The sequence below is a fragment of the Rhodoferax koreense genome (genome assembly GCF_001955695.1).
Lineage (GTDB): Bacteria > Pseudomonadota > Gammaproteobacteria > Burkholderiales > Burkholderiaceae_C > Rhodoferax_B > Rhodoferax_B koreensis.
This window is the reverse complement of the sequence record NZ_CP019236.1, coordinates 441259-454012: the sequence shown is the minus strand read 5'-3', so window position 1 is coordinate 454012 and position 12754 is coordinate 441259. Positions and strand designations below refer to the sequence as shown.

At 67.6% G+C, this 12754-nt stretch carries 13 protein-coding genes; 6 read left to right on the top strand and 7 right to left on the bottom strand.

The window, feature by feature from the left end; genetic code table 11:
• Window positions 1-9 precede the first annotated feature (9 nt).
• From RD110_RS02155 to RD110_RS02145, 3 genes are read right to left on the bottom strand one after another with little or no spacing between them, the layout of a single operon-like run.
• Window positions 10-804, bottom strand: coding sequence for a DUF2145 domain-containing protein (locus RD110_RS02155; RefSeq protein WP_076204255.1), 795 nt, complete (start codon window positions 802-804; stop codon window positions 10-12).
• Between the two features lie 11 nt (window positions 805-815).
• A complete protein-coding gene (locus RD110_RS02150; protein ID WP_076196254.1) occupies window positions 816-1271 on the bottom strand; it encodes a hypothetical protein in 456 nt (151 codons plus the stop codon).
• A gap of 35 nt (window positions 1272-1306) precedes the next feature.
• Window positions 1307-1744: a YiaA/YiaB family inner membrane protein gene (locus tag RD110_RS02145; protein ID WP_076196252.1), complete on the bottom strand. Its 438-nt coding sequence runs from the start codon at window positions 1742-1744 to the stop codon at window positions 1307-1309.
• A 174-nt stretch (window positions 1745-1918) separates the two neighbouring features.
• Between RD110_RS02145 and RD110_RS02140 the strand changes: the two genes are divergently transcribed.
• Window positions 1919-2149: a SlyX family protein gene (locus RD110_RS02140; protein ID WP_076196251.1), complete on the top strand. Its 231-nt coding sequence runs from the start codon at window positions 1919-1921 to the stop codon at window positions 2147-2149.
• 18 nt (window positions 2150-2167) lie between these two features.
• Entirely contained in the window at window positions 2168-3370 is a 1203-nt protein-coding gene (locus RD110_RS02135; RefSeq protein ID WP_076196249.1) for a multidrug effflux MFS transporter, read from the top strand.
• A 170-nt stretch (window positions 3371-3540) separates the two neighbouring features.
• On the opposite strand, the gene RD110_RS02130 is transcribed toward RD110_RS02135, so the two are convergent.
• Together RD110_RS02130 and RD110_RS02125 are read right to left on the bottom strand one after the other, a co-directional pair.
• On the bottom strand, window positions 3541-6012 hold the full coding sequence (locus RD110_RS02130) for a caspase family protein (RefSeq protein WP_076196247.1): 2472 nt from the start codon (window positions 6010-6012) through the stop codon (window positions 3541-3543).
• A gap of 20 nt (window positions 6013-6032) precedes the next feature.
• Window positions 6033-6773, bottom strand: coding sequence for a hypothetical protein (locus tag RD110_RS02125; protein WP_076196245.1), 741 nt, complete (start codon window positions 6771-6773; stop codon window positions 6033-6035).
• Window positions 6774-6964: 191 nt separating this feature from the next.
• Between RD110_RS02125 and RD110_RS02120 the strand changes: the two genes are divergently transcribed.
• Entirely contained in the window at window positions 6965-7474 is a 510-nt protein-coding gene (locus RD110_RS02120; protein WP_076196243.1) for a DUF1993 domain-containing protein, read from the top strand.
• Between the two features lie 4 nt (window positions 7475-7478).
• Here RD110_RS02120 and RD110_RS02115 read toward each other — a convergent pair whose 3' ends face one another.
• Both RD110_RS02115 and RD110_RS02110 read right to left on the bottom strand, forming a co-directional pair.
• Window positions 7479-8351 (bottom strand): cytochrome c, encoded by an 873-nt coding sequence (locus tag RD110_RS02115; RefSeq protein WP_076196241.1) that lies wholly within the window; start codon window positions 8349-8351, stop codon window positions 7479-7481.
• Between the two features lie 106 nt (window positions 8352-8457).
• Window positions 8458-10374 (bottom strand): MFS transporter, encoded by a 1917-nt coding sequence (locus RD110_RS02110; protein WP_076196239.1) that lies wholly within the window; start codon window positions 10372-10374, stop codon window positions 8458-8460.
• A gap of 146 nt (window positions 10375-10520) precedes the next feature.
• On the opposite strand from RD110_RS02110, the gene RD110_RS02105 reads away from it, so the two are divergent.
• The 3 genes from RD110_RS02105 (at window position 10521) to RD110_RS28935 (ending at window position 12689) form a co-directional block, all read left to right on the top strand.
• Window positions 10521-11252 carry a helix-turn-helix domain-containing protein gene (locus RD110_RS02105; RefSeq protein ID WP_076196237.1) on the top strand — a complete coding sequence of 244 codons (732 nt, stop codon included), beginning with the start codon at window positions 10521-10523 and terminating at the stop codon, window positions 11250-11252.
• Between the two features lie 171 nt (window positions 11253-11423).
• Window positions 11424-12149, top strand: a complete 726-nt coding sequence (locus tag RD110_RS02100; protein ID WP_239467151.1) for a hypothetical protein — start codon at window positions 11424-11426, stop codon at window positions 12147-12149.
• Between the two features lie 117 nt (window positions 12150-12266).
• The gene (locus RD110_RS28935) at window positions 12267-12689 is read left to right on the top strand and encodes a GNAT family N-acetyltransferase (protein WP_083686062.1); all 423 of its coding nucleotides are present in this window, start codon (window positions 12267-12269) and stop codon (window positions 12687-12689) included.
• The last annotated feature ends 65 nt before the right edge of the window (window positions 12690-12754 follow it).

Sequence of the window (12754 nt, the reverse complement as noted above, 5' to 3'; positions counted from 1 at the left end):
GGGTATTTTTTACAAACCGATCTGCACGGCCGCCGACCCGAGGCCCGCGCGCGGCAACCAGTCGAGCACCGAATCGGCAGTCACGGTTTCGATGCGGTCGGCAAACCGTTTTTCGTTCGGATGATCGTCGAAGGCGATGTTGGCCGAGCCCACCCTGGCTCCGAGCCGCGTCAGCGGGCCGAGTCGGAGCGTGGTCGGCTCGTAGCCGTTGAACTGCAGCCAGGCCTGGGCCTGCGTGCGGTTGCGCACGCCGGTCGGCGCCACGGCCAACGCCAGCGTTTCAACCGCCCACTGGTTCGACTGCTGGTACTTCTGGCCCCAGGCGTAGGCCACCATGCTGTAAGCCGGCTGGTGCATGGCACCCAGGCGCGTCCGGTCCTGCAGCACAGGCCACAGCGCGGCCTGCACGGCCGGTGCGGGCACGGCCCAGGCAGCCTCGAAACGCCACGGGTCGTCGAGAAAAAACTCACCCAACCCTTGGCGGTACAGGTGCGACGTGGCCGAGCCGCACTCGTTGAGCTTGTGCACCACGCGCCACGGGCCGGCATCGGTCTTGATGGCGAAGGCCATGTGCGAATAACGCAACTGGTATTTCGTCAGGTCTTGCCCGGCGCGGGCGAGCAACACGACACGCGCGCCGCTGGCGTCGAGCGCCTGCGACACCTTGGCCGCCAGCGCCATGCCGCGCTCGATGGACTGCGGGGTGGCCGCATGCGCCTCGCAGGCGCGCCCCGCATGGGCCGGCAGCCAGAGCGAGGCCAGCAGAAAAGCGATCAGTTTCGTCAGGTAGGCAATGGGCTTCATGGCACGGTCCTTCACATCAGGCGTTCGTTGTGCAGCAGCGCCTTGCCCAGTTCGTTGGGAATGAAGGCCAGCACCTCGCCAGCGGCCGACAAGACCACGCCCGTGCCGATCACGCTGCACACCACCACTGCGCCCACGCCGGTCGCCACCGCCGACGCGCCGCGGCCCACCACCTCGACGCTGGCCTGTGCGCCGTCGGAGGCGCGCTCCAGCAGGTAGACCGTGCCGCGCGCCGACGCGGTGACGGCCTTGACCGTCAGCACCGCGCCGCCGGCCGACAGCGCCACCGGCAGCACCAGCACGGCGCCCGCCGCGACCGAACCGGCTGCGGCCGAGCCGACGACCGAGGCCACGGGCAACAGCGACAACGCGGCCGATGCCTCGCTTTGGGCACGCGCCGGCGAGGCCACCAGGCTGCCTGCGATGCAGGCGAGCGAGAACAACAGGGAGGCGATGGTTTTTTTCATGGGGTGCTCCGATGAAGCGTGGGTTCCAACTTGATTCACCCTTGAACGCGATCGGCCTCGAAGCGGTCGCGCAGCGACTTGGCCAGTGTGAACGCCGTGGTCACCAGGTAGAGCCAGCTCACGCCGAGAAACGCCTTGTAGGTGACGTTGATCTCCATGCGCGCCAGGCCCCAGCCGGTGAGCCCCATGGCCATGGCGAAACCGCCCCAGACCACTGGCTTCCACATCGGCGTGTCGTTGCTGCCTGATTCGGTATCGCGCACGAACTTCGCCAGCACGAACACGGCCGACAGGCAAAACAGGTAGCCCATCACCATGAAGGCGCGGTCCAGGTCCTGGCCGGGCAGCCAGGCCAGGCCCGTGGCGCAAAGGAACACCGCCGCGCCGAAGGAGAGCCACACCTGGAACTGCCAGGCGCGCGTATCACGGCGGATGGAAACCGGGGCGGAGGAAGCGTAATTGGAGGAAGTCATGGAAGTCTCACGGCTGGTTGAAGGTGGGCGGATCATCCTGCCGGTCGGCTGGTCTGGGCATCGAATATCTGGCCTGGTAGAGACCAGATGCCTCCCTGGTATCCCCTGGCGATACTTTCATGTGACAAAGGGCAGTGCCGCCCAGGCCCAGGCCGCATCGTGTCCAATAGCCCCATGGAACAACACCCGGAACACGAAGACACCACCCAGCAGCGCCTCACCGATCTCGAAATCAAGGCCAGCTTCACGGAAGACCTGCTCGACAAGCTCGACCAGGTCATCGTGCGCCAGCAGCAGCAGATCGACCTGCTGATGCGCGAGGTGACCCTGCTTCGCCAGCCGCCGACCGAAGGCGACCTGAGCCGCTCCACCAACGCACGCGACGAACTGCCGCCGCATTACTGAACCGAACCCGTTCGCAGCATGAAATCCAACTTCTTCCGCACCGCCCTGGTGCTCGGCCTGCTGTCCGCGATCGGCCCGTTTGCCATCGACATGTACCTGCCGGCGCTGCCCTCCATCGGACAGAGCCTGAACGCGTCGATGGGCGCGGTGCAGCTGAGCCTGATGGCCTTCTTCATCTCGCTGGGCGTCGGCCAGATCGTCTACGGCCCGGTGTCCGACATGGTGGGCCGCAAGGCGCCGCTGTATTTCGGGCTGGTGCTGTTCGCCGCCGGCAGCGTGGGCTGCGCACTCGCGCCGGACATCCAAACGCTGGTCGTGCTGCGGTTCATCCAGGGCCTGGGCGCCTGCGCCGGCATGGTGGTGCCGCGCGCGGTGGTGCGCGACCTGCACACCGGGCATGACGCGGCGCGGCTGATGTCGCTCTTGATGCTGGTGTTCAGCGTCTCGCCCATCCTCGCGCCGCTGGCCGGCAGCCTGCTGATCGAGTGGGCGGGCTGGCGCAGCGTGTTCTGGGCCGTCACGGTGGCCGCCGTGCTCGGCCTGCTGCTGATGGCCACCAGCCTGCCCGAGACCCGGCCGCCCGCGCAGCGGGTGGACAGCAGCGTGGGCAGCGCGCTGCGCGGCTACGGCGTGCTGCTGCGCGACCGGCACTTCATGGGCCTGGTGCTGATCGGCGCCTTCGGCATCTCGAGCTTCTTCGCCTACCTGGCGAATTCGTCCTTCGTGCTGATCGACCACTACGGCCTTTCGCCCCGCGAATACAGCATCGCCTTCGCGGCCAACGCGGCCTCGTTCATCGGCGTCTCGCAGCTCACCGGCAAACTCGGCGCGCGCTTCGGCCTGGTGCCGATGGTGAAGACCGCCGTGGTCGGCTATGCCGGCGTGATGGCGCTGCTGCTGGCCATCAACCTGGCCGGCATCGAACGGTTGGACGTGATGGTCGTGCTGCTGTTCATCGGCTACGGCTTCCTCGGCCTGGTGGTGCCGACCACAGCCGTGCTCGCGCTCGAAGAACACGGCGCCATCGCCGGCACGGCCTCGGCGCTGATGGGCACACTGCAGTTTGTCGTCGGCGCGCTGGTGATGGCCGTGGTGGGGGTGTTCGTCGACGGCACGGCGCGGCCGATGGTGGCCGGCATCGCCGGCTCGGCCCTGGTGGCGTATGCCTTCACGCTCGGCACACTGGGTGGGACGCGCGCCCGCGCGGCCGCCCGCTCATAGGACGCAGCCGGATCTTGCCACCCGGGCTACCCGAGATTGCCCCGAGCGGCATTGGACTATGTGCGCGGCTGCGTGAAGGCTCGCCGCGAAATGACGGACGAGCACGACGTCGCCTCTACGCATCAACGGTTTCGGGCGGCCTGCATCCTGTCGGGCGACCCCGCTTCGGTTCAGCGGGGCTTGTCCGGGCTGCGGCACAAGGTCCACAGCGGGTGACCCAAGGCTTCGGCCAGCGTGGATGCGAGCCGCTTCGCTGCCTTCTTCTGGCCCGGCATGACGGCGCAGCCCAGGCGTTCAACCTCATCGACCAGCCGCTCGAGCAGCGTATCGACGAGGGGCGCAATGCCCACGCCGAGCGCGTCGCGCAGCATGGAGGCCGCGAGATCCTCGCGGCCCGCCCGGCTCGCCTGGGCCGCACGCAGCACGGCCACATCGGGCCCGCCGATGCCGTGGCCGAGCAACACCGCCACCAGTTGGTCGAACAGCGCCTGGCCGGCCTCACCCCGCGCCAGGACCGCGGCGGCGGCGACCAGCGCCGAAAAGGGCTCGAACCACTGCTGCGCGGCCAGGCCCTGCACCGCGGGGTCGACCAGCGGATCACGGCCCGCCGCCAATGCGCGCTGCAAGGCCTCGCCCTGCACCAGGCCGAGCTGGATCTCGAAGCGTTGCGCCGGATCGCGCCGCACGGCGAACTGCAGCCACATCAGCTCGCCCGATGGCAGCCGCTCGCGCAGCACGATACTCACATGGCCCGGCAGCACCTGCGTGGCCAGTCGCGTACCGGGGCGGCGCTTGTCGAAGGCGCTGGCACCGGCTTCGGCGAACTGCAACCAATACCCGCCGGGCGCTGCCTCGTGGCTGGCCGAGGCGATCGGCGCACCACCCTGGGCCGGTGCCAGCGTGGCCGCGGCGAGCGTCTCGCTTCGCGCGCCCATGCGCCACACGAAGGCGCGCAGGGCGCCTTCCTCATGCCGCTGGTGATGCGCGTGCAGGCCAGGCTGTTCCCCGGTGCTCAACAGCTCGATGCCGACGGCCTCGACGTCGGCCCAGCCCGCGCCGATGCCCAATGGGTCCAATCCGTCCCTGTAGGCCTGGACGGCCTGCGCCGCCGCGAGCGCGGCGATGGTGGCCACCGATGGTGCGGCCAGCCAGCCCATCATTTCCGAAGGCAGGGCGAAGCCGTCGGCCGGCGGCGGTTTGCCGGCGGCGAGCAGGGTGCGGGCGAGCGCCTCGTCCGCGGTGGCGGGCAGGTGCAGGTCGAGCGTCTGGTGTTCGCCCGGGGCGATCAGCACCGGGGACTCGGTCCAGGCGCCGCCCGCCAGGTCGAGGCGCACGCGGTAGATGCCCGGCTCGAGCGTCAACACGTCTTCGAGCACCGGGTCGGCGATGACCTCGCCGCTTTCGCGCCGCACGGCCACGCGCGCGGCCGGGCGCAACTGCGTCAGCGCGCGCCCGGCCACCGCCAGCTGCAGATGGCCCGGGCCGGTCGGCTTCGGCTGCGCGCCCAGCATGACGATCGCCGGCGCGCCGCCCCGAGTCACGGGCGGCTCGGGCACGAGTTCGACGACCGCCTCCACGTGCGGGACATACACCGGCACGGCCTTCGATTTCGGCTGCGAACGCCAACCGCTGGCGCTGGCCCACAGCATCCAGGCCGAGGGCGGCACCGAGACCTCGACCTGGCCGCTGGCGGGCAGCACCTCGCGGAGGTCCGGGTCGGCGCTGTCGTTGCGGCGCAGGAAAACCATCGTCTGCGCGGGCGGCGTGGCCGGGCTGGCCAACCGCACGACCATTTTCGACAGGCCGAAGGAACCCTCGGCGAACAGGGCCAGCACCGGGTCTTCGTTGGCCGGATGCTGGCCTTCCTCGAAGATGAGTTGTTCGTTGCGCTGCGCCGCGCGGTGCGGCACGACCTGGTCGAACACGTATTCGCTGAGCGCGCGCCAGCGTACGACATAGGCGCCGTTGCCATCCGCCTGGTCGGGGTCCCAGCGCTTGGCGCTGCCGGCTCCGTTCAGCCCCTCGCACAGGTGCCTGCTGAACAGACCGCGGCCTGCCACCTCGGCGGCGGCACGGCCGGGGCCGGTGGCGCGCAACACGTGGTTGCGGCGCTCCCCCTTGTCGGGCCGCGGCCGGCGCGAGAAGGCGCCGAACTGCACGTCGTCGCAGAACACCGTGTTGCGGCAACCGTCGATCAGGATGAAACGCTGAAACGCCGGCAAGGCGTTGAGCATGGCCATCAGCGAAGAGATTTCGAGCGTGTGGCCCATGGCGTCGTCGCTGAAACCCTCCAGGCAGATGGCCTCCTCGTTGTAGGCCGGATTACCGGAGGCCGCGCCATGGCCTGAAAAAAAGAAATAGAAGCGCCCGGTGTCCGCCGGGGGCGACTTGAGCCAGCCGATGAACAGGCGGTCGAGCGCGTCGCGCGTGGTACCCACGCGCGCGCAGCCTGCCAGCGCAGCGGGCTCGGCCGGAGAGTCGTCGCCGGGCAACAGGCCCAGCTGCAGGTGCTCGGGACGGACCTCGTTCGAGGCGAGCAGCCAGGACGCGAAGCCCTGCGCGTCGGCCACCGCGCCCGAGAGGCTGCTGAGATCCGTGGCATAACGGTCGATGCCGATGACCAGAGCGCGGTTGGTCGGCATGGCCGGCGCCTCGCCGACGCTCAGAACTTCAGCGGCAGGCTGGCGATGGCCTTGCGGCCTTCCTTGCCCAGCATGTCGCGCACCGTCTGGCGCAGGTCTGCGTAATAGGTGCGGTTGAAGGTGGCGCGGATGGCGTCGCCCCACACCGAGACACCCTTCTTGTGCCAGGTGAAGAACAGGAACTTGTCCTGCCGCTCCGCCATCTCGATCTGGAACGCACCGGTGACGATGGACAGGGCGCCATTGGGCCCCTTCTGCACGTCACTGATCTGGAAGTTGCCGACCAGGCCCTTGGCGCCGTAGTGTTCGAACAGCGTGATGAAGCCGTCGTCCTTGGCCATGCCCTTGAGCGCCTTGATCGCGGCAAGCAGCACCACCGACTGCGGGCCGGTGGCCGCGGCGGCGAGGATTTCCAGCGCGGCCTTGGCCACCTCGACCTCGGACTGGTCGACCTTCTGCGCATTGAGGTTGAAGCCGCCCATCACCCAGCCAGTCTCGCCGAGCACACGCACGTACTCCTGGTACCACGCCTTGACCTGGGTGTAGCGGTCGGCCGCCGCGCTGGCCGCGCGCTGCGCGAACTGCATGGAGTAGAGGACATCTTCCTGCTCTTCCCCGCCGATGCCCGCGTCGAAGGCCACGATGCCGCCGGCATTGATGGCGGCCGAAGCCGCGCCGCCGACACTCTTGCCGCGCTCGATCTCGATGTCGAGATCGTCGAGGGGCGCGAGTTTGAGGGCCTTGATGGATGCGATGGACATGCTCGGTCTCCTTTCCTGCAATGGGCTGGACAGTTCGGCGTGCGCGGCGTGGGTGCGAAAGCTTAGCAGCGGCAGCCCCGGGACGCTACCCCGGTACTACGGACAGAACGCAGGGCCGCCTTCACCGCGCCATGCACGATGGCCGGCGTCTCGCTAACATCGGCTTCCCCACTGCCAACCACCGTCACACCATGAGCCCTATCGCGCATCGCCTGTCCATTCCCGTCTACCTGCGCGGCCTGGGCGTTCTGTCCAGCTATCTCGACAAGGCCGAGGCCTTCGCCGCCAGCCGGGGGGTCGACGCGAAGACCCTCGTCGACGCGCGGCTCGCACCCGACATGCTGAACCTGGCCGGCCAGATCCAGCGCGCCTCCGATACCTCCAAGAACGCCATCGCCCGGCTGACCGGCGGGGCGGCGCCGCGCTTCGAGGACAACGAAACCAGCATCGCCGAGTTGCGCGAGCGCATCGCCAAGACACGGGCATTCCTGCAAAGTGTGGACGAACCGGCCTTCGACGGCAGCGAGACGCGCGAGATCGCGTTGAAGACCGGCAAGCTCGATGTCACCTTCACCGGTCTGGACTTCCTGCTGCAGTTCGCGCTGCCCAATTTCTTCTTCCACGTCGCCACCGCCCACGCCATTCTGCGCCAGCAGGGCGTGCCAGTGGGCAAGACCGACTACCTCGGGCCTTTCGCCTGACGGTTCAGTTCTTTGCCAAGGCGAACGGCTGCGGCTGGAGCGATCGCAGGTAGGCCACGAGTGCGGCCATGTCGGCATCGCTGATGTTCTTGTAGAAGCCGAACGCCATCGGCGGCTTGTATGGCTGCCCTTGCCGGTCGTGCCCCTCACGGATCGCGGCGACGATCTGGGCATCGGTCCACGGTTTCAGGCCGCTTTCGTGCGGCGTGAGGTTGCGCGCGACGCTCTGGCCCCAGGGCCCGTTGAAGACCTGGCCACCGGCACCGACGTGCTTCATCTGCAGCATGCCCTGCGGATCGCGTGGCGTATGGCACTCCATGCAATGGCCGATGTCGGCGAGGTACTTGCCGTAGCGCACGCGGTCCTTCGGCGACGGCGTGGCCACGGCCTTCACCGGCGGCCCGTAGTCGGGCGGCAAGGTGATTCGGTAGCTCGACTTGGGCACTTCATTGGCGACCGCCGGTTGGGCTCGCAGGTAGGCGATGATCGCCGCCAGATCGCGGTCCGAGAGGTGGCGGTAGAACGCCACGGGCATCGGCGGGCCGATGATGGTTTTGTCGGGCCGGATGCCTTCGCGGATGGCCCTGGCCAACTCGGCGTCGGTCCACTTCCCGATGCCGGTCTGCAGATCCGGCGTGATGTTGGGTGCATAGGCCTTGAACGGCGGCTCGTCGAACACCATGCCGCCCGAAAGCCCTTTATCGAACAGTGGCTCGCCCTGCGGGCCACGCGGCGTGTGGCAATTGCCGCAAGCCACCACGCCCTGCATCAGGTATTTGCCACGCTCGACCGATCCGGCCTTCTGCGCATGGACTGGAGAGACCGCCATCAGCAGCGATGCTGCTCCCAGTGTGAGCCAACGGACGGCTGTGGACATGCGACACCTCCAGAGTGATGGACTGGGCCAGCACTATAGGCGCCGCGCGGCCGAGGGTCGAGGGGTCGTTCTACGCCGGTTGGCGTAAGTGGATTCCCTGGGTCCGTCAGGTCCGCGCGCGCAGCAGCGTGTCGACACGCGCGCGCAACGCTTCGGGTGTGGTTTCGGCCACGGTCATCGCCGCCCCCACGTTCAGGCCCACGCGGTTGAACACGCCGCGCCGGAACGGCCGCACCATCGCCCCGCCCTGCTCCACCCGGCTGAAGTAGGAGCCCCAGAGGTTGGTCAACGCCATCGGCACCACCGGCACGGGCGCGGTTTCCAGGATTTTCATGATGCCGCCCTTGAACGGCTGCAGCGTGCCGTCCCTGGTGATACCGCCTTCGGGGAAGATGCCGAGCAGGTTGCCGTCCTGCAGCACCTTGGCCGCCGCCGCGAAGGCGGCTTCGTAGGCCACCGGGTCTTCGGCGCGCGGCGCGATGGGAATGGCCTTGGCCAGGCGGAACAGCCAGCCCAGCACCGGCACCCGGAAGATGCGGTGGTCCATCAGGAAGACGATGGGCCGAGGGCTGGCGGCCATCAGCAGCACGGCATCGACGAAGCTCACGTGGTTGCAGGCCAGGATGGCCGCGCCCTCGACCGGAATGTGCTCGTCGCCCCGGACCTTGAATCGGTAGACGATGTGCGACACCATCCAGGCCACGAAGCGCAGGAGGTATTCCGGCACCAGCAGGAAGATGTAGCCGGCCACCACGGCGTTGGCGATGCCCACGCACAGGAAGATCTGCGGAATGCTGGCGCCCGCGCCGAGCAGCGCACCGGCGATCACCGAGCTGGCGATCATGAACAACGCGTTCAGGATGTTGTTGGCCGCGATGATGCGCGCGCGGTGCGTGGGCTGGCTGCGCATCTGGATCAGCGCATACATCGGCACGCTGTACAGGCCGGCGAACAGGCTCAGCAGCGCCAGGTCGGCTATCACCCGCCAGTGCGCGGGCTGGCTCACGAACGCCAGAAGATGCAGGCCATCGGCCGGTGGCAGCCCGCGCGAGGCGAAGTACAGGTCGATGGCAAACACACTCATGCCGATCGCGCCCAGCGGCACCAGGCCGATCTCCACATGGCGCCGGCTCAGCACCTCGCACAGCAGCGAACCCGTGCCGATGCCGATGGAAAACACCACCAGCAGCAACGAGGCCACCTGCTCGTCGCCATGCAGCACCTCCTTGGCGAAACTCGGGAACTGGCTCAGGAACACCGCGCCGAAGAACCACATCCAGCTGATGCCGAGCAGGGAACGGAACACCACCAGGTTGCCGTGCGCCAGCCGGAGGTTGCGCCAGGTCTCGGTGACGGGGTTCCAGTTGACCACCAGGCCCGGATCGGTGGCCGGTGCGCTCGGGATGAACTGCGCGACCACCCGGCCCACGACGGCCAGCGCCACGCAGGCGATGGCCACCTGCAGGTGGCCGATCTCGGGCACCGCCACCAGCAGGCCGCCAGCCACGTTGCCCAGCAGGATGGCCACGAAGGTACCCATCTCCACCATGCCATTGCCGCCGGTGAGTTCGCTCGAACGAAGCACCTGCGGCAGGTAGGCGAACTTCACCGGGCCGAACAAGGTGGAATGCAGCCCCATGAGGAAGGTGCAGCCCAGCAGCACCGGCACGTTGGCCGCGTAGAAGCCCCAGGCGGCCAGCAGCATGATGCCGATTTCCAGGTTCTTCACGAAACGGAACATGCGCGTCTTGTCCCATTTGTCGGTGAGTTGCCCCGAGGTGGCCGAGAACAGCAGGAACGGCAGGATGAACAAGGCCCCGATCACCAGCCCCGCCATCTTCGGCGGCAGCCAGCCGACGCTGAGCTGGTAGGTCACCATCACGGTGAAGGCGAACTTGAACAGGTTGTCGTTGGCCGCGCCGGCGAACTGTGTCCAGAAGAACGGCGCGAAGCGGCGCTGGCGCAGCAGCGCGAATTGGTTGGGATGCTGTGGCCCGGCGGCCAGGTCGATGGTTTCTTGCATGTTGTCTCGGGCCGGTTGAAATGAAGCAGGCCGAAGCTTAAACGCCCCAACGGTCACCCTGGGCACCTGAACACCGGGAATACGCACCCCGGTGCCGCTAGTATCGGACGACGATACTTTCCCGATCCTCCCGCACAGGCCCGACCATGAGCACCACCGCCGACCTCGTCCTCGCGCTCAAAAAAGAACTCAAGTCCGCGCAGATGACCTATGCCGACCTCGCAAGGTCGCTGGGCATGGCGGAGTCGAGCGTCAAACGCATGCTGGCCAAGGGCGACATGCCGCTGTCGCGCATCGACGCCATCTGCCGCGCGCTCAAGCTCGATTTCGCCGACCTCGCCCGCCGCGTCGCCGACAACCAGCCGCTGCTGGCCGAACTCACGCAAGCCCAGGAGCGCGCCGTGGTGGCCGACAAGAAGCTGCTGCTGGTGGCGATCTGCGTGTTGAGCCAGTGGACGCTGGAACAGATCACCGGCGCCTATCGCCTGAGCGCGGCCGAAGGCATCGGATATCTGGCGCAACTCGACCGCCTGGGCATCATCGAACTGCGCCCGATGAACCGCTACCGCCTGAAGCTGGCCAAGACCTTCCGCTGGCGCCCGCACGGTCCGGTGATGAACTTCTTCCGCGAAGACGCCGTGCTCGACTACTACGCCGGCGGCTTCGACGGCCCGGGCGAAGGCCTGCTGCTGGTGCACGGCTCGGTCAGCCGCGGGCTTGCGCCGGCGTTCATGGAGCGGCTGCAGCGCGTGGCGCAGGACTTTGCGCAGCAGCATCTGGCGGACCAGAAGCTGGCGGAGAGCGACCGCGAAGGCTACACGCTGCTGCTGGGGATGCGACGTTGGGAATTCGCGGCTTTTGCGGCCTTGCGGCGGTGAGCAACGGCGTCGAGTGCGGACCGATGCCGGCGCGTTTCAGTTTCGCTTAAGCTGGGAAGCGGGCCCGGCTGGCTAAGATCGGATTTCCAAAACCCGGCAAAACCAGCAGATCCACCGATGACGACACGCCGCCATCCACCAGGGCGCTCCCGCTACCACGCGGTACTGCATTTGAGCGCTGAACTCCGGGAGCGGTCGTTCCCGCGCCTGCAGATGGGCTTTCTTGTCGGGCTGACGGGCGCATTCGGCTTGTTGGCCTCGTTTGTGCTGCTCCATGCCGGCATCGACAGCATGGCGCTTCGCTACCCTCTGGCGCTGGGGCTGGCCTACCTGTTCTTCCTGTTTCTGCTCTGGCTGTGGCTGCGCACCACGGCCAGCGACTACATCGATCTTCCGGACGTGGGCGAATTGATCCCCTCTGGCGGCGGCGACGTCCGGCCACCAGTGCCCATGTCCAGCGGTGGGGGCGGCAACTTCGGCGGCGCTGGCGCCAGCCGGTCTTTCGACACCACGAGCGGTGTCTCGCTCGACGAGCCCACGTCTTCCACACCCTTGGGAGACGCGGCGAGCGCCGTCGCCGACACGGACGAGTTCACCGTCCCCCTGATGGTGATCCTGCTCGCGCTGGGCCTGGCACTGGCCTCGTTCTACGTCGTCTATCTGGCGCCATCCCTGTTCGCCGAAATCCTCTTCGATGGCGCACTTTCGTATTCGCTGTACCGCCACCTCCGGGGCGCGGGCGGCAGCCATTGGATGCGCACCGCCGTGCGCCGCACGGTGCTGCCTTTCGGCGTCACGGCCGTGTTCGTGTGCCTGGTCGGCGTCGCGATGGCGGCCTATGCGCCTGGCGCCCGGACGATCGGCGACGTGATGCATCAGCCGAGAGACGGTCAATGAATGAAGCGGCATGTGCCGAACCATCGCAGCAAATCATGGACATGAAAACCCGTCTCGCAAGCCTTTCCGATGCCGGGGCCATCAGCAACGTGATCTGTCGATCGATCACAGAGTCTTGTGCCAAGGATCATCGAAACGAGCAAGCACTGGTCGAAGCCTGGCTACGCAACAAAAAGGCCCACCACGTCGAGGCGTGGATCGCCCAGCCAAGCAATTTCTGCATCGCCGCTTCCGTCGAAACGCGCATTGTGGGATTCGGCATGGCCCCAAGGTGGGCAAATCCTGTTGTGTTACGCGCTGCCCGAATTCTTGTACCAAGGCGTTGGCCGTGCCTTGCTTGGGGCCATCGAGTTGCACGCCGTAGCGCGCGGCGACACCCAGCTTCGCCTCGAGAGCACGTGCACAGCCCTGCGCTTCTACGAACGACGCGGCTTCAGCAACGCCGGGGCGCCCATTTCGGCCTTCGGGATGACGGCACAGCCGATGTCCAAATGCCTTTCGGATGGCGCCCAGCCCGGGACCGATGCGTCGCCCGCATGAAAAAAGCCCCCTGCGTCGTGGACGACGAGGGGGCAACACAGGTCACCGGCGCAGGGACACGCCGC